The following is a 19,178-nucleotide window of genomic DNA, read 5'->3' on the forward strand; positions in this document are numbered from 1 at the left end:
GAGTGCCAGTCTACGTCGGCGGGGCCGCCCGCGCGATGATCGACCTGGGGTGATCAGTCCGATCGGCGACCGCGCGGGCCCGCCCGACGCCCCCGTGGGGCCGGTGTTCCGGGCGTCCCGGCCGGTGTCGCGCTGGTGCCGCCTTGCCGGCTGCCCCTACCGTGACCTTCATGACTGAACCACCTCGCCCTCCCGGAGCGGGGGACCCCGGCTTCCCGCCGGACCCGACCGCCCCGTCGGGGGTTCCCGGCCCCGCCGGCTACGGCGACCCCACCGCACCACTGTCCGGGGCACCGGGCCCGGGCAGCCATCCTCCACCCGGTGGCTATCCGCCGCCCACCGGTGACCAGCCGCCGTCGGGCGGCTACCCGCCGCCCGGCGACTACCCACCGCCTGGTGGCTATCCCCCGCCCGGCGACTACGGACCGCCCGGCGGCTACGGAGCGCCCGGCGGCTACGGAGCGCCGGGGGCCGGCTATCCGGCCGGTGGCGGCTACGGACCGCCGACGGGCGGCTACGCCAGCAACGAGGACAAGAACTGGGCCCTGATCGCCCACTTCGGCGGCGCGGCCGGCGTGATCGTCGGCGGCGGCATGCTCGGCTGGCTGGCGCCGCTCATCGCGCTGATGGTCCGGGGGCAGCAGTCGCCGACCGCCCGGGCGCACGCCGCCGCGGCGCTGAACTTCCAGCTCACCTGGACGATCGTCGGGGTGCTGAGCTGGGTGGTCACGCTGATCACCTGCGGGGTGCTGTTCTTCGTTCCCATGCTCGTCTGGCTGGTGCCGCTGATCTTCGGCATCATCGGCGGGCTCAAGGCCAACGAAGGCGTGCTCTACCGCTACCCGTTGACCTACACCTTCACCAAGTGACCCGGGTCGGCCGCTCCCCCGGCCGGCCCCGGCACGCGGTTCAGGGCAGCAGGTCGCGGACGACCGCGTCGGCGAGCAGCCGGCCCCGCAGGGTCAGCACGGCCCGGCCGGCCGCGTGCTCGTCGGCGGCCAGCAGCCCGTCGGCGAGGGCCCGCGCGGCGCCGGCCCGACCGGCGTCGTCGAGGGCGTCCAGGGGCAGCCCGGAGGCGAGGCGCAGCCGGAGCATGACGTCCTCCATGTGCGCCTCGTCGGCCGTGAGCACCTCGCGGGCCAGGCCGGGCGAGCCGCCCGCCGCCAGCCGCTTCGCGTACGTCGTGGGGTGCTTGACGTTCCACCAGCGCACGCCGCCGACGTGGCTGTGCGCCCCCGGGCCGAGGCCCCACCAGTCGGCGCCGGTCCAGTAGAGCAGGTTGTGCCGGCACCGGGCCGCCTCGTCGCGGGCCCAGTTGGACACCTCGTACCAGGAGAGGCCGGCCGCGCCGAGGGCGGCGTCCGCGGCGAGGTAGCGGTCCGCGGCGACGTCGTCGGAGGGGTACGGCAGCTCGCCGCGCCGCATCCGGGCGGCCAGCCGCGTGCCGTCCTCCACGATCAGGGCGTACGCGCTGACGTGGTCCACCCCGGCGGCGACGACCTGGTCGAGGGAGGCGGCGAAGTCCGCCTCGGTCTCCCCCGGCGTGCCGTAGATCAGGTCCAGGTTGACGTGGTCGAACCCGGCGTCGCGGGCCTCGCGGGCGGCGGCGACGGCCCGGCCGGCGCTGTGCGTGCGGTCGAGGATCGCCAGCACCCCCGGCGCGGCGGACTGCATGCCCAGCGAGATCCGGGTGTAGCCGGCGGCCCGCAGCGCCTTCAGCGACTCGGGCGTGACCGACTCCGGATTGGCCTCGGTGGTCACCTCGGCGCCGGGCGCGAGCCCCCAGGTGCGGTCGATGCCGTCGAGGATCCGGGCCAGGTCGTCGGCGGGGAGCAGGGTCGGGGTGCCGCCGCCGACGAAGACCGTGTCGACCCGGGGCGGCGGTGCGTCGCCAAGCACCCGGCGGGCGAGCGCCAGCTCGGCCAGCACGGTGTCGGCGTACCCCTCCCGGCTAGCCCCGCCGCCCAGCTCGGCGGCCGTGTACGTGTTGAAGTCGCAGTAGCCGCAGCGGCTGGCGCAGAACGGCACGTGCACGTACACGCCGAAGCCGCGCGCGCCGACGGCTCGGGTGGCGGTGGCGGGCAGCGAGCCGTCGACGGGGACGGTTTCGCCTTCTGGAAGGACGCCGGGCATGGCCACTAGTGTGCCCTTCCATGACCTCTCCCGACGCGCTCGTACGGGTCGCCACGGCCCGTGGGGTGACCACGCTCACCCTGGACAGCCCGCACAACCGCAACGCGCTCTCCACGCCGCTGATGACCCAGCTGCTGGCCGGCCTCGCCGAGGCGGTCGCCGACGACGCCGTACGCGTGATCGTGCTCGACCACGCGGGCCCGGTCTTCTGCTCCGGCGCGGACCTGAAGGAGACGGCCGCCGCGTACGCCAGCGGGACCGTGCCGGCCGGGATGCTCGGCGACGTGCTCGCGGCGGTCTGGGAGTGCCCGAAGCCGGTGGTGGCGAAGGTGGCCGGCCCGGCCCGGGCGGGCGGCCTCGGTCTCATCGCGGCGGCCGACCTGGCGGTGTGCGCGCGGGAGGCGACGTTCGCCTTCACCGAGGTACGGATCGGCGTGGTGCCGGCGGTCATCTCCGCGACCGTGCTGCCCCGCCTGCACCCCCGCGCGGCTGCCGAGCTCTACCTGACCGGCGACACCTTCGACGGCCGGCGGGCGGCCGAGATCGGCCTGGTCACCGCCGCCGTGCCGGCGGACGGACTGGACGCGGCGGTTGCGGGGTACTGCGACTCTCTGGTGCGGGGGGCACCGGGCGCGCTGGCCGGGGCGAAGCAGTTGCTGCGCCGGCCGCCCGCCGCGGACCTGCGGGCGGAGATCGCCGACCTGTCCACCCTCTCGACCGGGTACTTCCTGTCGGAGGAGGGACGCGAGGGCGTCCTGGCGTTCCGGGAGAAGCGGCCGGCGCGCTGGGTGCCCGCCGACGGCGACGCGGGCGCCGAGCGGTGACACCGGGCTGCGGCGGGGGTGTGGCCGCGCGGTGAGCGGGGACTGCGGGTTGCGTCCCGGCGGCCCGCCGGGGCGTCCGCCCGGCGGGCCGGGGCCACGCCCGGCGCTCGTGGAGAACCGGTCGGACGACCCGGAAGGCACCACGAGGGACGTACGCTTGTCGGACTGTCGATCAGGGGGTGTGGGTGCGTACTCGGGCAGTCGTGGCGGGCGGTGTCGTCCTCGTCGTCCTCGCCGCGGTCGGGATCTGGATCGTCATCCGGCAGATGGGCGGGCAGCTGCGCCTCCCCCTGGCCAGCCGGACCTGCACGGTGCAGGCGGACGGCCGGGTGGCGCTGGACCCCGACCAGATGGCCAACGCGGCGACGATCGCGGCCATCGGCATCCAGCGGAAGATGCCCGAGCGGGCCGTCGTCGTGGCGCTGGCCACCGCCTACCAGGAGTCCGGCCTGCGCAACCTCGCTGGCGGCGACCGCGACTCGGTCGGGCTGTTCCAGCAGCGCCCCAGCCAGGGGTGGGGCACCCCGGAGCAGATCCGTGACCCCCGCTACGCGGCCAGGAAGTTCTACGCCGGGCTGAAGAAGGTGCGCGGCTGGGAGCAGATGCGGGTCACCGACGCGGCGCAGAAGGTGCAGCGCTCGGCCTTCCCGGAGGCGTACGAGAAGTGGGCCGACGAGTCCGAGGTGCTGACGCGGGCCCTGCTCGGGCACGCCACCGGCGCGGTCGCCTGCACGGTGGGCCGCGACCCGGCGATGCGCGGCGAGGCCGCGGCGACCGCGCTGACCCGCGGCCTGTCGTTGGACTGGGGCCTGGCCGGCGCGACCACCGCGGCGGACCTGACGGGCCTGACGGTCCCGGCCGCCGACGAGCTGCGGGGCTGGCGGTACGCGCACTGGCTGGTCTCGCACGCTCAGGACCACGGCGTGAAGCGGGTGCGCTTCGGCGACCTGGAGTGGACGGCCCGCGACGGCACCTGGAACCGGACCGACGACACGCCGGCCACCGGGCGGGTCGTCGCGGAGGTCTTCGCCGAGGCGTAGTGGCCCCGATCTCCTTACCGGCAGTCACCGCGCAAACCGGCATTACCGGTGATAAGTCCCGTCTCGCCACCCGACTGTGACTTTTCGTCACCGCGCCGCTCCCCACAGTCCGGACAACGGTCGCATATCGTGCTGGGCAGTACCCCGCCTCGGAACCAGCGGGTTACGATCGGCGGCCTGTGCCAGCAATGGTTTCGCCTCATGGGGAGGGGTACGTCGAAGTGTTCGACTACGGCGACCGGACCGGTTACGAACCGATCAGTGACACCGACCGCAAGGAATTCCACGAGCAGGGCTTCCTCCTGCTGCGCAACGTCCTGACGGAGGACCACCGGGCGGCGCTGGAGGCGGCGGTCGACCGCGTCTACGCCGAGGAGAAGGCGAAGGGCACCACCACCAAGGACGGCACCCTGCACCTGCTGGGCTTCCTGGAGCGCGACGAGCTCTTCGGCGACCTGCTGACCCACCCGATCGCCTTCCCGTACATGTGGGGCCTGGCCGGCTGGAACATCTACACCCACCACAACCACCTGGACGTCACCCCGCCGGCTGCGGAGCCGGAGAAGCCCTACTGGGGGTGGCACCAGGACGGCTACCGGCAGAACTCCGACCCGGAGACGATGGACCCGAACCTGCCCCGGCCGATGTTCTCGCTGAAGGTGGCCTACGTCCTCTCCGACCTGTCGGAGAACGGCCGGGGCGCCACCAAGGTGATCCCGGGCAGCCACCTGTGGAACTCGCTGCCCCGCCCGGCGGACACCTCCGTGCACAACCCGGACCCGGAGGGCACGGTGGAGATCACCGCCAACCCCGGTGACGCCTTCATCTTCGACCGCCGCCAGTGGCACTCGCGGTCCACCAACCTGTCGACCATCACCCGCAAGATGCTCTTCGTCGGCTACACCTACCGGTGGATCCGGCCGCTGGACGAGCTGCACATCGACAAGGACGGCGAGTGGTGGGCCAACCGCACGCCGGTGCAGCGCCAGCTCTGCGGTGAGGGCACCCACACCGCCAACTACTGGGGCATCAACTGGGACGGCTACATCGACGACGAGATCCCGCTGCGCAAGGAGCTCAAGCAGCGCGGCCTGCTCGACCGCAACGTGCCCTGGCTGCGCTGAGCCGGTCACCCGGCGCGCGCCGAGCCGACGTCGGACGGGCCCCCTCCCCCACGGGACGGGGCCCGTTCCCGTTCACCCGCCCGCCGTCAGCTCCGGCCGGCGAGCCGGCGGCGCACCTTCTCCCGGACCCCGTCCGGCAGGTCGGGCGCGTCGAGCAGCCGGGGCAGCAGCTCAGGCTCCAGGCTCAGGGCCCGGAACACCTCGCCGATCGTCACCCCGTGCGCGGGCCGGTCCACCACCTCGACCGGGCCCCCCGCGCCGACCTCCCCCTCGTGCAGCACCCGCAGGTACGCCCCGGGCGTCGCCCGTACCGTGAACCGTTTGATCAGGTCGGGTACGCCCCAGAAGCCGGCGAAGGTGGTGCACGGCGTGCGCGGCTTGGTCACCTGGAGCAGCGCCGACCCGACCGCCCACTGCTCGCCGATGACGGCGCCCGTCACGTCCACCGCGTACGTGGTCAGGTTCTCCCCGAAGCCGCCGGGGCGGATGCTGCGGCCCAGCTCCCCCGCCCACCAGGACGCGTCCTCCTCGGCGTACGCGTAGACCGCCTGCTCCGGACCGCCGTGGTGGGCGCGTTCGCCGATGAAGTCGCCGGCCACCCCGTCCACGCGCAGCAGCACCGGGCCGCCGACCGGCCGCTTGTCGATGCCGCTGCGACCGCTCGCGTCGCCCGCCCATTCCGCCTCGGTCACGCCGCCGAGGTTCACCGAAGCCAGCCTGCCCGTCATGGCGGCCAGCCTAGCCCGCCCCGCAGACCGCCCCGACGCGTGTAAGGGTCAGCCCTTGACGGCGCCGGCCACCAGCCCGGAGACCATCCGCCGCTGCACCAGCAGGAAGAAGATGATCACCGGCAGGGTGAACAGCGTGGACGCGGCCATCACCGGGCCCCAGGCGGTGTCGTCGCGACCGAAGAAGAACGTCATCGCGACCGGCAGGGTGTAGCTCTCCTGGTCGTTGATGAAGGTCAGCGCGAAGATCAGCTCGTTCCAGGCGGTGATGAACGAGAAGATGCTCGTGGCCACCAGCCCGGGCGCCACCAGCGGGAAGAGGACCTTGCGGAAGATCTGCGCCCGGCTGGCCCCGTCGATGGCGGCGGCCTCCTCCAGTTCCTTGGGCACCGCGGCGACGAAGCCGCGCAGCATCCACACCGCGAACGGCAGCGAGAAGCCGAGGTAGGTGAGGATCAGGCTCGGCAGGGTGTTGTAGAGCCCGAGCCGCTGGATCATCAGGAACAGCGGGATGACCAGCGCCTCCAGCGGGATCATCTGCACTATCAGCAGCATGATCAGGAAGGTCGTCCGCAGCTTGAACCGGAACCGGGCCACGGCGGTGGCGGCCAGCAGCGCCACCAGCCCGCTGAGCACCACGGTGCAGACCGCGACAAGCGCGCTGTTGAGGAAGAAGTCGCCGAAGGTGACGCCCGGGATCAGGTTCCCGGTGAGGATCTGCCGGTAGTGCTCCAGGGTCGGCTCGGTGGGCACCGGCCGGGGGGTGGACGAGAAGATCTCCGAACTCGGCTTCAGCGAGGTCGCGATCATCCAGTAGACCGGGAACGCGGCGAAGAGCGCCACCAGCAGCCCCGCGCCGTTGAGCGCGAGTCGCTTCGCGCCCCCGCCGCCTCCGCGTCGCGTCACGCGTCCTCCTCCTGCTTGAGCACCATGCGGACGTAGAGGCCGGTCACCACCAGCAGGATCAGGGTGAGGATCACCGCGATCGCGGCGCCGAGACCGTACTTCGGCGGGGGTGAGAACGCCTCCGCGTACGAGTAGATGGAGAGCATGAACGTCGGCCGGTCCTGCGTGCCGCCGGCCAGCACGAACTGCTGGGTGAAGACCTTGAAGTCCCAGATCGTGGAGAGCACGATCAGGATCCCGAAGACCGGCCGCAGCAGCGGGAAGGTGATCTTCCAGAACACCTTCCACGGTCCGGCCCCGTCGACCCGGGCCGCCTCGTGCAGCTCGCTCGGCACGCTCTTCAAGCCGGCGAGCACGCTGACCGCGATGAACGGGAACGAGTGCCAGACCACCACCAGCGTCAGGATCGAGAAGAACAGCAGCGGCGAGTTGAACCAGCCGTAGCCCGTCCAGTCGCTGCGCCCGAAGAGGCCCTGCGACAGCCCGTCGGGCAGCGCGTTGAACAACCAGGTGACCAGGCCGCTGGTGTCGTCGAAGATCCATTTCCAGACGATCGTGCCGGTCAGCGCGGGGGTGGCCCAGGCGAGCATCACGCAGCTGGCCACGAAGGCGGCCATCTTCTTGCCGAGCCGGTTGAGCAGCAGCCCGACCAGGGTGCCCAGGACCATCGTGAGCACGACGTTGGCCACCGCGAAGAGCACGGTGTTGCGCAGCACCGTCAGGAAGAACGGATCGCTGAGGATCTCGGCGTAGTTGCCGAAGCCCACCCACGGCCACTCACGGTCGCCGCGCAACTGTCGGACGTTGTTGAGCTGGTGGAAGGACATCACCACCACCTGGCCGAGCGGCCAGAGCAGCAGCACGCCGATGATCACCAGGCAGGGCAGGAGCAGCAGGTAGGGCAGGCGGTCCACCCGGCGACGCCGCCGCGCGGGGGTCTCCCGCGCGGCGGCCGTCTCCGGCGCCTCGGTCAGCGTGGTCACTTGGCGTTGAGGATGCTTTCCATCTCCGCGGCCGCGTCGGCGGTAGCCTTCTCGACCGTCTTCTGACCCTTCATGACCGAGCTGTTCATCGCCTGGGTCACCGTCTTGGTCCGGCTGACCTCCACCCACTTCGGGGTGAGCGGCGTGAGCTTGGTGTTCTGCATCGTGGTGGCGAACGCCGACATGATCTTGTCGTTGGCGTACTTGTCGCCGCCGACCAGGTCCTTGTAGACCGGGAAGAAGCCGAGGCTGTCGGCGAAGGCCTGGTCGTTCTTCTTGTTCACCAGCACGGTCAGGTAGTCCCAGGCGAGGTCCTGCCGCTCGCTGTCCTTCCAGATCGCGACGTCGGAGCCGCCGGCGAAGCCGGGTGCCGCCTTGCCGTCGGGGCCGGGAATCGGGAACGTACCCCAGACCTTCTCGATCTCCGGGTTGTCCTTCTTGATGGCGCCCTGCTGCCAGCTGCCGCCGAAGGCCATCGCCGCCTTGCCGGTGGCGAACTGGGTCCGGGCGTCGATCTCGTTCCAGCCCGCGGCGGCCGGCGGGGCCACCTTGTGCACGGTCACCAGGTCGGTCCAGAACTTGACGGCCTTCTGCGCCTCGGGCGTGTTGTAGCCCGACTTCCAGGAGTCGCCCTGCTGCGTGGCGATCTCCGCGCCGGCGCCCCACAGGAACGAGTAGAAGGGCAGTTCGGAGTTGCCCGGCAGCGCGATGCCGTAGGTGCCCGGCTTCTTGGCCTGCACGGTCTTGGCGGCGGCGACCAGCTCGTCCCAGTTGGTCGGCGGCTTCACGCCCGCCTCGGCGAACCAGTCGGCGCGGTAGTACATCCCACGGACGCCGGCGTACCACGGAACGCCGTACTGCTTGCCGTCGAGCTGGGCGTTCTTGACCAGGTCGGGGAGGAGGTCCTTGCCCTCGGTCCAGCCGTTCATCCGGTCGGTCACGTCGGCCAGCGCCTCCTGCGCCGCCCAGCCCTGGGTCTCGGTGTTGCCCAGCTCGGTGATGTCCGGCCCCTCGCCACCGGCGAGCGCGGCCTGGAACTTCTTCGGCGCCTCGAGCCAGGGGATGTACTGGACCACCACGTCCGTGTCCGGGTGCTTCTGCCGGAACTCGGTCTCGACGCCGTCGAGGAACTTGGTCTGCGCCTCGCTGCCCTCGCCCATCATCCAGACCGTCAGCTTGCTGTTGTCGGCGGCCTTGTCGTCATCCGAGCCACCGCAACCGGCCAGGACCATCGCGGCCGAGGCCACGACGGCGGTGACCGGAGCCAGCCGCTTCCACCTGTTCACGCCACATCTCCCTCGCGCCGCTTGGCACTAACCTTCTCCGCCGCACCTTAGTAGGAAAAATTCCTTTACGACAGTGGGCGGTTGGCGAAAGAGAGGCGACGGTACCGCAGCGGGTCGATCACGCGCGGCCGGGCGCGGGGGCGAAACCGGGCGCACCCAGACGATCGGGGCGTACGCGAAACGGGCGCCCGACCTGTGCGGTCGGACGCCCGTCGAGCGGTACGGGGATTACCGGTGGGTGACGCTGCGGCGACGACCCACACCGGCGACCAGCGCCACGGCGATCGCAGCCAGCACCACCTGGACCAGCAGCTCGCCCCAGTCGATACCGGCGGTCTCCGTGGCGATACCCATCGCCCGGGCCAGCACGGTGCCCAGCAGCGCGGCGCCGACACCGATCAGCATGTGCAGCCACATCGGCATGTTCTGGCGGCCCGGCACGAGCAGGCGACCCAGAGCGCCGACAATGAGACCGACGATGAGCGCAGTGACGATGCCCCAAACGGTGAGCTCCATGTCGCCCTCCTCCTTGAGAAAGTCAGTTCCACGATCTGTGGTGTTCCTGTCGTGACCGCTAAGTTCCCGACCCGCCGAAATTCCAAACCGCTTTTCTGGGGCACCGGTTCGGCACGCTCCAGACCGGACTTCCGGCACCGCCGCAGCGCCGCCGGGTCCGCCGGGACCGGGCGGACAGACGCCCCGGACTGCCCGCGAAGGGCCCCGGGGCGTACGCGAAACGGGCGCCCGACCTGTGCGGTCGGACGCCCGTCGAGCGGTACGGGGATTACCGGTGGGTGACGCTGCGGCGACGACCCACACCGGCGACCAGCGCCACGGCGATCGCAGCCAGCACCACCTGGACCAGCAGCTCGCCCCAGTCGATACCGGCGGTCTCCGTGGCGATACCCATCGCCCGGGCCAGCACGGTGCCCAGCAGCGCGGCGCCGACACCGATCAGCATGTGCAGCCACATCGGCATGTTCTGGCGGCCCGGCACGAGCAGGCGACCCAGAGCGCCGATGATAAGACCAACGATGAGCGCAGTGACGATGCCCCAAACGGTGAGCTCCACGTCGCCCTCCTCCTTCAAAAAGAATCAGTTCCACTGTCTGTGGTGTTCCTGTCGTGACCGCTAAGTTCCCGACCCGCAGAAAACCCAAACCGGTTCGACCGACGAAGACGACGTCGTACATCAATGGCGCACAGGCGGCGACCACACCCGCGCGATCATTCGCGCAGGTGGCGCCCTTCTGCCCGGCGAGCGGAGCGCGGGGCCACGGGGCCGAAAAATTCCTCCGACGCGAACGGCCGGCGCCCCGGGGCGGGCGGGACCACCGAGGGTCCGCAGCCCGGCCGGGGCGCCGGCCGTCGTACGTCGTCATCCGCCGGACGCACCGGCGGCGGGTCACTTCTTGCCGGGGGCCTTCCCGTCGCCGGAGTCGGAGGAGAGCGCGGCGATGAAGGCCTCCTGGGGGACCTCCACCCGGCCCACCATCTTCATCCGCTTCTTGCCCTCCTTCTGCTTCTCCAGCAGCTTGCGCTTGCGGCTGATGTCACCGCCGTAGCACTTGGCGAGCACGTCCTTGCGGATCGCCCGGATGGTCTCCCGGGCGATCACCCGGCTGCCGATCGCCGCCTGGATCGGCACCTCGAACTGCTGGCGCGGGATCAGGTTGCGCAGCTTGGCCGCGATCGTGACGCCGTAGTTGTACGCCTTGTCCTTGTGCACGATCGCGCTGAACGCGTCCACCGGCTCACCGTGCAGCAGGATGTCGACCTTCACCAGGTCGGACGCCTGCTCGGTGGAGGGCTCGTAGTCCAGCGAGGCGTAGCCCTTGGTGCGGCTCTTCAACTGGTCGAAGAAGTCGAAGATGATCTCCGCGAGGGGCAGCGTGTAACGGAGTTCGACCCGGTCGGCGGAGAGGTAGTCCATGCCGAGCAGGCTGCCCCGGCGGCCCTGGCAGAGCTCCATCACCGCGCCGACGTAGTCGTTCGGGGTGAGCACCGTGGCGCGCACGACCGGCTCGTACACCTCGGCGATCTTGCCCGTGGGGTACTCGCTCGGGTTCGTCACGACGATCTCCTCGCCGTCCTCCGTGATGGCCCGGTAGACCACGTTCGGCGCGGTGGAGATGAGGTCGAGGTTGTACTCGCGCTCCAGCCGCTCCCGGATGATCTCCAGGTGCAGCAGGCCGAGGAAGCCGCACCGGAAGCCGAAGCCGAGCGCGCCCGACGTCTCCGGCTCGTAGTCGAGCGCGGCGTCGTTGAGCTTGAGCTTGTCCAGCGCCTCGCGCAGGTTGGGGTAGTCGGAGCCGTCGATCGGGTAGAGGCCCGAGTAGACCATCGGCTTCGGGTCCTTGTAGCCGCCGAGGGCCTCCTTCGCCGGCCGCGAGTTGATGGTGATCGTGTCACCCACCCGGGACTGGCGGACGTCCTTCACGCCGGTGATCAGGTAACCCACCTCGCCGACGCCGAGCGCGTCGGCCTTCACCATCTCGGGCGAGATGACGCCGATCTCCAGCAGCTCGTGCACGGCGGCGGTGGACATCATCTTGATCCGGTCGCGGGCGCTGATCCGCCCGTCGATGACCCGGACGTAGGTGACCACGCCCCGGTAGACGTCGTAGACCGAGTCGAAGATCATGGCGCGGGCGGACGCCTCCGCGTCGCCGACCGGTGGCTTGAACTGCCGGACGATCTCGTCGAGCAGGTACGGCACGCCCTCGCCGGTCTTGCCGGAGACCTTGATGCAGTCCGCCGGGTCGCCGCCGATGAGGTGCGCCAACTCCTCCGCGTACTTCTCCGGCTGGGCGGCCGGCAGGTCGATCTTGTTGAGCACCGGGATGACGTGCAGGTCGTTCTCGAGCGCCAGGTAGAGGTTCGCCAGGGTCTGCGCCTCGATGCCCTGCGCGGCGTCGACAAGCAGGACCGCGCCCTCGCAGGCGGCCAGCGACCGGGACACCTCGTAGGTGAAGTCGACGTGGCCCGGGGTGTCGATCATGTTGAGCACGGCGGTCTCGCCGGTCCGGTCGCCCTCCCGGATGGTCCAGGGCATCCGGACGGCCTGGCTCTTGATCGTGATGCCGCGCTCGCGCTCGATGTCCATCCGGTCGAGGTACTGCGCACGCATCTGCCGGGGGTCGACCACGCCGGTGAGCTGCAACATCCGGTCGGCCAGGGTCGACTTCCCGTGGTCGATGTGGGCGATGATGCAGAAGTTCCGGATGCGCGCCGGGTCGGTGGCACCAGGAGCGTTCGCGCCGGAATCGAGCGTCGGTGGCACAGCGGTCCGTTCTGATCGGCTGACGTGAGCGGGCCGGCACGTCGCCGGCCCCCTCTATGCTCCCACGTCGCCGCCGCGCGTCCGCTGCGCGGGCGATCCCCGCCGCCGGGACCACCCCGCGAGCGCCGCCTCGCCCAGCGTCGCCTGGCGCACCGCGCCCGGTGTCGCGCCGAGCGGCGGAGGGCCGAGCGGGGTCACTCGGCGGGGGGCTCGACGAAGAGGGCGGCGAGCCTGGGCAGCCGCCGCTTCGCCTCCTCCTCGTCGTCGAAGTCCCAGAAGTCGTTGAGGTCGGGCACCGGCGCCGGCTCCGGGTCCGCCGGCAGCTCGGCGGCGGTGACCCGGCGGTACGCGTCCCACGGCGCCGCCAGCATCCCGGCGGCTGAGAACTCCTCACCGCTGAGCGAGGCCGCCCGCACCTGGGACAGCCCGGCCAGCGAGTCCGGGTCGGCGACGGCACGTGCGAACACCTCGCGCCCCTGGGTCATCAGCCAGCCCCGGAAGTGGTGGAAGCCCTCGTCGGACACGCCACCGTTGATCAGGTAGGCGGCGCCCCAGAGGTCGACCTTGTGCGAGGCGGACAGCACCCGCGCCTGGTGGCGGGCGTACCCGACGATGTCCTCCGGGTCGCGCTCGGCGAGCAGGGCGACGGCCCGCGCGGCGACCGCGTGCGGCTCTCCCCCGCCGCCGGCCCGGGCCCGGTCGATCAACTGCCAGAAGTCGTCGGTCCTCATGGCCTGGCAGTCTGGCAGACCGCGCGCCGCTCCCGCCCCGCCACGGCAGGCACGGCGGGTCGCGGGCGCCGGGCGCAGAGGCGGTGCGGGCCGGCCCGCCACCCGGCAGCATGGTGGCGTGACCCCGACGTCCCCGCCGCCCGTGCCGTACCACGCGACCGCCCGTCGGCCGGAGTGGGCGACGCTGCCGGCGGCGCTGCGTACCGCCATCGGCGACCGACTCGGCGCGCCCGTGGTCGCGGCCCGGGTCGCCGGCGCCGGCTTCACCCGCGGCTTCGCCGCCGTGCTCCGCACCGCCGCCGGGGGCCGGGCCTTCGTCAAGGCCGCGGCCACCGCCGCGCAACCGCGGCTGGTCGACTGGTACGCCCGGGAGGCCGCGATCCTCGACCGGCTCCCGGCCGGACTGCCGGCGCCCCGCCCCCGGTGGACCCTGTACGAGGCCGGCTGGTTCGCGCTCTGCCTGGACGCCGTCGACGGGCACACGCCCCGGCTGCCCTGGGACCCCACCGAGCTGACCGCGACCCTGACCGGGTACGCCGACGTCGCCGCCGCGCTGGCCGGTGCGCCGGCCGGGCTGCGCGAACTCGGGCTGCCCCACCTCGCCGACCTGGCCCGCGACGACATCCTCTGGTGGGGCGAGGTGGCCGCCGGCCGGGAGCCGGCACCGCCGCTGCCCACGCCGCTCCGGGACCGCCTGCCCGAGCTGGTCGCGCTGGAGTCCCGTCTCCCCGCGTACGCCGCCGGCGCCACCGGCCTGATCCACGGCGACCTGCGGCTGGACAACGTGCTGATCGACGGGGCGGGGCGGGCCTGGTTCTGCGACTGGACGTGGCTCTGCCAGGGGCCGCCCTGGTTCGACCTGGTGACCCTCCTGCTCACCGCGTACGCCGACGGCCTGGACGCCGACGCGCTCTTCGCCCGGCACCCGGCATCGGCCGGCGCACCTCCCGACGCGCTGGACGCCAGCCTCGCCGCCCTGTCCGGCTACTTCCTCACCACCGCCGCCTCGGCGCCCGGTACCGCGTCGCCGCACCTGCCGGCGCACCAGCGGTGGAGCGGCGAGCAGTCACTCGGCTGGCTCGCCCGCCGGCAGGGCTGGACCTGACCGGACCGCTCGCCGCGTTGTGGCATGCCCACGACCGCTCGCCGTGGTGCCATGCCCGCGGCGCCGACCAGGGCGGGGACCGAGCCGTTTTGGCTCGTCCCGGGCGACCTGGTAACCTGGCTCTTCGCGCAGCGATGACGCATGCTCGTCGCGCGCGGAATGCAGACCAACCCGAGCTATCAAGACGAGGCTGTCGCGTGGCGAACATCAAGTCCCAGATCAAGCGCAACCGGCAGAACGAGAAGCGCCGGCTGCGTAACAAGTCGGTCAAGTCGTCGCTGAAGACCGCCGTCCGGAAGTTCAACGAGGCCGCTGAGGCCGGTGACGTCGAGAAGGCCACCATCCTCATGCGGGACGCCTCGCGCAAGCTGGACAAGGCGGTCAGCAAGGGCGTGATCCACTCGAACCAGGCCGCGAACCGCAAGTCCGCGATCGCCCGGCGCGTGGTGTCGCTCTCCGCCTGACGAGGCGACCTCAGACCTGACCGGAAGCCCCGGGCACGACCCGGGGCTTCCGGCTGTCTGCGTTTGACGCGCCGCACTGCGGACGCCCCGTCGTCCGCCGTGGCCGGGCGTCGTTCGCCGTGCCCGAGGTCGTTCGCCATGGCCCGCCGCCGGCCCCTCGGCGCCACCCCGCAGGTCGGCCCAACCCGGCCTCGTTCGCCGTGGCCGGGCTTCGTCCGCCGTGCCCTGGCGTCGTTCGCTGCGGCTCTTCGTGGCTCGCCGTCGGTCGCATAGCAGATCTTGGCGGGAACGGGCCCTCACCGGGGCCGTTTCCTTCCAAGATCTCAAGCGGGGCGACACCGGGTGCGCCACGGCCTGCCAGGCACCGATCGGTCGCCGGCGGGTCGGCCGACGGATCGCCGTCGGATCGGTCGTCGGGTCGCCGTCGGGTCAGTCGTCGGATCGCCGTGACCGGTGGCGGGTCGTCAGCCCAGCGGATCGGGGTGGGCGCGCTGCGGGCCGAACTCGGCGTCCGCGCGGCCACCGTCGCGCTCCCCCGTGCCGTGCTGCGCGTCCAGGTACATCTGCCGGTCGCGTACGGCACGCGCGGCGTGTGGCACCGGCGACGCCGTGACGACGATGCCCGGCACGGTGTGCGCGACCCAGTCGACCCTGGCCCGCCCGACCACCGGCTCCATCTGCTGGCGGAAGCGGTCCCGTTCCTGCTCGGGCACGAGGGCGGCGGTGCGGACCACCATCGCGGCCACCATGTCGTTGAGCTTCACCATCGCGGCCACCGTGGCGGGCAGGACGAGCACCGACCACCAGGTGACCAGCTCGGCGAGGGCGAGCAGCGCGGCGAGCGCGACGGCGCCCTCGAAGAAGAGGAAGCAGAGCACCCCGCCCGGGTTGACGAAGCGCAGCCGGAGCAGGCGCGCGTAGAGCGGACGGTACCGCTCCTCGTCGGCGGGGATCGTGGCCCACGAGCCACGGGATGCTCCGCTCACCGGGCGCCACCCTGCCGGGCGGCGGCGACCGAGAACACGGCCCGCTCCAGCGCGTACGCGCGGTCGTCCGAGCCGCCCTTGACGGCCGCGTTGCAGTCGGCCGCCGCCCGCATCGCCTCGACCAGCCCCTCGGGCGTCCAGCCACGGGCCCGCTGCTGAGCGGACCTGATCTTCCACGCCGGCATGCCGAGGCTGCTCGCCAACTGGAAGGGGTCGCCCCGGCCGGCGGCGGCCACCCGGGCCACGGTGCGTACGCCGTCGGCGATCGCGTCGGCGATCGGCACCGGGTCGACCCCCACGTGCAGCGCCCAGCGCAACGCCTCCAGCGCCGCCGGCACGTCGCCCACCATGGCGGCGTCGGCGACGGTGAAGCCGGTCACCTCGACCCGCCCCCGGTAGTAGCGGGAGACCGTGTCGGCGCCGATGCGGCCGTCGGTGTCGGCCATCAGCTGGGAGCAGGCGGCGGCCAGCTCGCGCAGGTCGTTGCCGACCGCCGCGATGAGCGTCTCGGCCGCGTCGTCGGTGCACTTCCCGCCGGCCCGGCGGATCTCGTCCCGGACGAAGGCCACCCGGTCGCGGTGCCCCTTGAGCTTTGCCGCCGGCACCACCGTCGCGCCAGCCGCCTTCAGCCCGTCGGCGAACGCCTTGCCCTTGGCCCCGCCGAGGTGCAGCACGATCAGCTGCACGTCCGGGTCGGGATTCTTCGCGTACGCCAGCAGAGCCGCCACCAGGTCCTTGCGGGCGTCCTGGCCGGCGCGCAGCACCAGCATCCGTCGCCCGCCGAAGAGGGACGGGCTGAGCATCTCGGCGATCTCGCCGACGACGAGGGCCCCGGCCTGGTATTCGCGGACGTCCACGTCGGGGTCGACGCTGCGGGCCTTCGCGACGGCTTCGGTGACCGCGCGCGTGGCGAGCAGCTCCTCGTCGCCGAGGACGAGCAGAATAGGAGCGAAGCTGGCGGCGGTCACGCCGCCCATATTCGCACGGCCGGCGGTCGGATCCAGTCTGCTCGTCGGCACTCCGGTTGCGGAGCCCGCACTCAGCGCAAATCCAGACATTTACCTCAGTACGCCGCTAAAGCCAATAATCGGCGTCGATTCCTACCGTTGTCGGCCCGGCGGCGTGCCTCGTGTCGCCACCCCCAGGCCGGCCCGGCCGAGCACCGCCGCCACGTCCCCCTCCGTGTCGGTACGCAGCACCCGCGCCCCGCCCCGGGCCAGCCGCCCGAGCACCGCCGGATTGGGATGCCCGTAGGTGTTGCCCGTCCCCACCGGCACCAGGGCCACCACGGGACGCACCGCGTCCAGGAAGGCCGGGTCCTGGTAGGCCGACCCGTGGTGCGCGACCTTCAGCACCTCGGCCCGCAGGCCGCCCGGCGAGGTGCCGTCCAGCAGCGCCCGCTGCTCCTCGGTCTCGGCGTCCCCGGCGAGCAGGATCCGTACGCCGGAGACCGTGGCGAGCAGCATCAGCGAGTTGTTGTTGGGATCCGACCGGGTGCCGCGCAACGGGCGGGGCGGGCCGATGACGGTGAACTCGACGCCACCCTCCCGGTACCGCCACCCGGCCGCGCCCGCCACCACGTCGACGGAGTGCGCCGCGGCCTCGGCGAGGACCAACTCCCGCCCGGCGGCGGGCTCGGACCACTGCGGGGTGAGCACGGCGCCCACCGGTCGACCCCGGAACACGCCCGCCACGCCGCCGGTGTGGTCGACGTGGAAGTGGCTGACCACCAGCAGCGCGACCTCCCGTACGCCCAGCCGACGCAGGCAGCCGTCCGCCGCCCCCGGGTCCGGCCCGGCGTCGACCACCACCGCCCGGCCGGCCGCCACCGGCAGCACGACGGTGTCGCCCTGGCCGACCGCGCAGGCGGCGACCACCCAGCCCGCCGGGGGCCAGCCGGGGGCGGCCAGCCGTACAGGCAGCGTGCCGGCCACGACGGCGACGACGACCACCGCCACCAGCCGGCGTACGACCGGGTGCCGGGTGGCCACCAGCAGCGCGACGGTCAGCCCGGCCAGCAGCAGGGCCCCCGGCACCCCGCCCGGCCACGGCAGCGTGCCCGCCGGCAGCCGCGCGCCGTGCCGCGCCACCATGACCAGCCACCAGGCCGGCCAGCTGGCCAGCCACGCGACGAACTCCGCCCCCGCCGGCCAGACGGGCGACACCGCCGCCGCCAGCACCCCGAGCACCGTGGCGGGCGCGATGGCCGGCACCGCCAGCAGATTGGCCGGCACGGCAACCAGGCTCACCGTGCCCGAGATCCCGGCCACCACCGGGGCGCAGGCGAGCTGCGCGGCCGCCGGCACGGCCAGCGCCTCGGCGAGCCCGGCCGGCACCCCGCGCCGACGCAGCCCGTCGCGCCACCTCGGGGCGAGCAGCAGCAGGCCGCCGGTGGCCAGCACGGAGAGCGCGAAGCCGGCGTCGCCGGCCAGCTCCGGGTCGACCAGCACCAGCACGGCCACCCCGGCGGAGAGGGCGGGCAGCGCCGCCCGGGGGCGCCCGGCCGCCAACGCCGCCAGCCCGATGGCGCCCATGGTGGCGGCGCGTACCACGCTCGGCGAGGGACGGACCAGGATGACGAAGCCCACCAGCGCCAGCCCGCAGAGCCCGGCGGCCAGCCACGGCCCGGCCCGCGCCCACCGGGCCAGCAGCAGCACCGCCCCGACGACGATGGCCACGTTGGAGCCGGAGACCGCGTTCAGGTGGGTCATGCCGGTGGCGAGGAAGTCCTCCTCGACGGTGGGCGGCAGCCGGCTCGTGTCGCCGACCACCAGGCCGGGCAGCAGGCCGCCCTGCTCGTCGGGGAGCGGCAGGCAGGCGCGTTGCAGGCCGGCCCGCAACGATCCGGCGGCGCGCTGCGCCGACGGGGCGGCCCCGTGCGGCACCGGCGGTCCGGCCGCGCTCAGCACCGCCGCGGTCAGGTCGCCGCCGCGCGGGGCGGCGAGCCGTCCTTCGGCGGTCAGCCGCTGACCGGGCAGCAGCCCCCGCCAGGCGGGATCGGTGGCGAGGACCAGCACGCGGGCCGGCGTCGCGACCCGCCGTCCGTCCGGCCCGGTGAACCAGGTCAGCTCGGCCGGCACGAGCAGGGTGGCCGGGCGCCCGGCGACGCCGCGTACGGGGCGGGGATCGTCGCGGACGACCAGTTCGGCGGTGACGACCGCCCGCTCCTCGACCAGGGCGCGGACGGGACCGGAGTCGCGGACGGACAGCCGCGCGGCGGTGGCCGTCGCGCCGCAGACCACGCCGATCAGCACGGCGACGGCGATCCAGCCGTACCGCCGGACGGGCCCGGCGGGCCGCCCGAGGACGCCGGCCAGGTGCAGGCCGCCCAGCCCGGCCGCCCCGGCGGCCACCGCCGCCAGCAGGGTGGTCTCGCCGACGGTCAGGTGCAGCCCGGCCAGCGCGGCGAGCCAGGTGGCCACCGCCAGTCCGGCCAGCCGCAGGTCGATGGCCGCGACCCGATCGCCCCCGGCATCGGCGCCGGACGTCCCAAAGCCAGCCGAGCCGGAGCCGGCCGGGCCGGAGCCAGCCGAGCCGGAGCCAGCCGAGCCAGGGCCGGGGCCGGGGCCGGGCGAGCCCAGCGCG

At 73.1% G+C, this 19,178-nt stretch carries 18 protein-coding genes; 6 read left to right on the forward strand and 12 right to left on the reverse strand.

The features are described from left to right. Window positions 1-170: 170 nt before the first annotated feature. Window positions 171-869 carry a DUF4870 domain-containing protein gene (locus ACGFNF_RS02670; RefSeq protein WP_357577600.1) on the forward strand — a complete coding sequence of 233 codons (699 nt, stop codon included), beginning with the start codon at window positions 171-173 and terminating at the stop codon, window positions 867-869. Window positions 870-909: 40 nt separating this feature from the next. Here the strand turns inward: ACGFNF_RS02670 and hemW are convergent, their stop codons facing one another. Continuing rightward, complete coding sequence (hemW, locus tag ACGFNF_RS02675; RefSeq protein WP_393165258.1) at window positions 910-2,133, reverse strand: radical SAM family heme chaperone HemW; 1,224 nt, start codon at window positions 2,131-2,133, stop codon at window positions 910-912. Between the two features lie 20 nt (window positions 2,134-2,153). Between hemW and ACGFNF_RS02680 the strand changes: the two genes are divergently transcribed. The 3 genes from ACGFNF_RS02680 (at window position 2,154) to ACGFNF_RS02690 (ending at window position 5,121) form a co-directional block, all read left to right on the forward strand. Then, on the forward strand, window positions 2,154-2,957 hold the full coding sequence (locus tag ACGFNF_RS02680) for an enoyl-CoA hydratase-related protein (RefSeq protein WP_393165260.1): 804 nt from the start codon (window positions 2,154-2,156) through the stop codon (window positions 2,955-2,957). A gap of 179 nt (window positions 2,958-3,136) precedes the next feature. Then, complete coding sequence (locus ACGFNF_RS02685) at window positions 3,137-3,997, forward strand: hypothetical protein (RefSeq protein WP_393165262.1); 861 nt, start codon at window positions 3,137-3,139, stop codon at window positions 3,995-3,997. Between the two features lie 221 nt (window positions 3,998-4,218). Next, window positions 4,219-5,121 carry a phytanoyl-CoA dioxygenase family protein gene (locus ACGFNF_RS02690; RefSeq protein ID WP_357577604.1) on the forward strand — a complete coding sequence of 301 codons (903 nt, stop codon included), beginning with the start codon at window positions 4,219-4,221 and terminating at the stop codon, window positions 5,119-5,121. Window positions 5,122-5,207: 86 nt separating this feature from the next. Here the strand turns inward: ACGFNF_RS02690 and ACGFNF_RS02695 are convergent, their stop codons facing one another. The 8 genes from ACGFNF_RS02695 to ACGFNF_RS02730 form a co-directional block, all read right to left on the reverse strand. Beyond that, window positions 5,208-5,849: an MOSC domain-containing protein gene (locus ACGFNF_RS02695; RefSeq protein ID WP_393165264.1), complete on the reverse strand. Its 642-nt coding sequence runs from the start codon at window positions 5,847-5,849 to the stop codon at window positions 5,208-5,210. A 48-nt stretch (window positions 5,850-5,897) separates the two neighbouring features. Next, a complete protein-coding gene (locus tag ACGFNF_RS02700; RefSeq protein WP_311413787.1) occupies window positions 5,898-6,755 on the reverse strand; it encodes a carbohydrate ABC transporter permease in 858 nt (285 codons plus the stop codon). Beyond that, window positions 6,752-7,738: a carbohydrate ABC transporter permease gene (locus tag ACGFNF_RS02705; RefSeq protein WP_393165266.1), complete on the reverse strand. Its 987-nt coding sequence runs from the start codon at window positions 7,736-7,738 to the stop codon at window positions 6,752-6,754. The genes ACGFNF_RS02700 and ACGFNF_RS02705 overlap by 4 nt, the downstream gene beginning before the upstream one ends. Beyond that, a complete protein-coding gene (locus ACGFNF_RS02710; RefSeq protein ID WP_151452807.1) occupies window positions 7,735-9,024 on the reverse strand; it encodes a sugar ABC transporter substrate-binding protein in 1,290 nt (429 codons plus the stop codon). Before ACGFNF_RS02710 ends, ACGFNF_RS02705 begins: the two co-directional genes overlap by 4 nt. Before the next feature lie 228 nt (window positions 9,025-9,252). Further along, the gene (locus ACGFNF_RS02715) at window positions 9,253-9,540 is read right to left on the reverse strand and encodes a GlsB/YeaQ/YmgE family stress response membrane protein (RefSeq protein ID WP_132240420.1); all 288 of its coding nucleotides are present in this window, start codon (window positions 9,538-9,540) and stop codon (window positions 9,253-9,255) included. 268 nt (window positions 9,541-9,808) lie between these two features. Then, window positions 9,809-10,096 carry a GlsB/YeaQ/YmgE family stress response membrane protein gene (locus ACGFNF_RS02720; protein ID WP_121400214.1) on the reverse strand — a complete coding sequence of 96 codons (288 nt, stop codon included), beginning with the start codon at window positions 10,094-10,096 and terminating at the stop codon, window positions 9,809-9,811. A gap of 333 nt (window positions 10,097-10,429) precedes the next feature. Beyond that, complete coding sequence (gene lepA / locus ACGFNF_RS02725) at window positions 10,430-12,307, reverse strand: translation elongation factor 4 (protein WP_357577605.1); 1,878 nt, start codon at window positions 12,305-12,307, stop codon at window positions 10,430-10,432. A gap of 194 nt (window positions 12,308-12,501) precedes the next feature. Beyond that, a complete protein-coding gene (locus tag ACGFNF_RS02730; RefSeq protein WP_357577606.1) occupies window positions 12,502-13,038 on the reverse strand; it encodes a DUF4240 domain-containing protein in 537 nt (178 codons plus the stop codon). Here ACGFNF_RS02730 and ACGFNF_RS02735 point away from each other — a divergent pair. Together ACGFNF_RS02735 and rpsT are read left to right on the forward strand one after the other, a co-directional pair. Beyond that, window positions 12,920-14,143 (forward strand): aminoglycoside phosphotransferase family protein, encoded by a 1,224-nt coding sequence (locus tag ACGFNF_RS02735; RefSeq protein WP_393165269.1) that lies wholly within the window; start codon window positions 12,920-12,922, stop codon window positions 14,141-14,143. The genes ACGFNF_RS02730 and ACGFNF_RS02735 overlap by 119 nt on opposite strands. A gap of 197 nt (window positions 14,144-14,340) precedes the next feature. Further along, entirely contained in the window at window positions 14,341-14,607 is a 267-nt protein-coding gene (gene rpsT, locus ACGFNF_RS02740) for a 30S ribosomal protein S20 (RefSeq protein WP_132240425.1), read from the forward strand. A gap of 464 nt (window positions 14,608-15,071) precedes the next feature. Here rpsT and ACGFNF_RS02745 read toward each other — a convergent pair whose 3' ends face one another. The 3 genes from ACGFNF_RS02745 to ACGFNF_RS02755 all read right to left on the reverse strand — a co-directional run bounded on the left by ACGFNF_RS02745 (window position 15,072) and on the right by ACGFNF_RS02755 (window position 19,174). Then, complete coding sequence (locus ACGFNF_RS02745; RefSeq protein WP_393165271.1) at window positions 15,072-15,593, reverse strand: hypothetical protein; 522 nt, start codon at window positions 15,591-15,593, stop codon at window positions 15,072-15,074. After that, window positions 15,590-16,570 carry a DNA polymerase III subunit delta gene (gene holA / locus ACGFNF_RS02750; protein ID WP_393165273.1) on the reverse strand — a complete coding sequence of 327 codons (981 nt, stop codon included), beginning with the start codon at window positions 16,568-16,570 and terminating at the stop codon, window positions 15,590-15,592. Before holA ends, ACGFNF_RS02745 begins: the two co-directional genes overlap by 4 nt. Window positions 16,571-16,693: 123 nt before the next feature. Continuing rightward, a complete protein-coding gene (locus ACGFNF_RS02755; protein WP_393165349.1) occupies window positions 16,694-19,174 on the reverse strand; it encodes a ComEC/Rec2 family competence protein in 2,481 nt (826 codons plus the stop codon). Window positions 19,175-19,178: the final 4 nt, after the last annotated feature.

Origin of the sequence: Micromonospora sp. NPDC048868, assembly GCF_043198195.1 — a bacterium.
GTDB classification, from domain to species: domain Bacteria; phylum Actinomycetota; class Actinomycetes; order Mycobacteriales; family Micromonosporaceae; genus Micromonospora; species Micromonospora reichwaldensis.

Bases quoted from the DNA above. Each gene is read 5' to 3' on its own strand.
- ACGFNF_RS02735 (WP_393165269.1), top strand. From the start codon at position 12,920: ATGTCCTCCGGGTCGCGCTCGGCGAGCAGGGCGACGGCCCGCGCGGCG.
- ACGFNF_RS02695 (WP_393165264.1), bottom strand. From the start codon at position 5,849: ATGACGGGCAGGCTGGCTTCGGTGAACCTCGGCGGCGTGACCGAGGCG.
- holA (WP_393165273.1), bottom strand. From the start codon at position 16,570: ATGGGCGGCGTGACCGCCGCCAGCTTCGCTCCTATTCTGCTCGTCCTC.
- ACGFNF_RS02670 (WP_357577600.1), top strand. From the start codon at position 171: ATGACTGAACCACCTCGCCCTCCCGGAGCGGGGGACCCCGGCTTCCCG.
- hemW (WP_393165258.1), bottom strand. From the start codon at position 2,133: ATGCCCGGCGTCCTTCCAGAAGGCGAAACCGTCCCCGTCGACGGCTCG.
- ACGFNF_RS02715 (WP_132240420.1), bottom strand. From the start codon at position 9,540: ATGGAGCTCACCGTTTGGGGCATCGTCACTGCGCTCATCGTCGGTCTC.
- ACGFNF_RS02680 (WP_393165260.1), top strand. From the start codon at position 2,154: ATGACCTCTCCCGACGCGCTCGTACGGGTCGCCACGGCCCGTGGGGTG.
- ACGFNF_RS02730 (WP_357577606.1), bottom strand. From the start codon at position 13,038: ATGAGGACCGACGACTTCTGGCAGTTGATCGACCGGGCCCGGGCCGGC.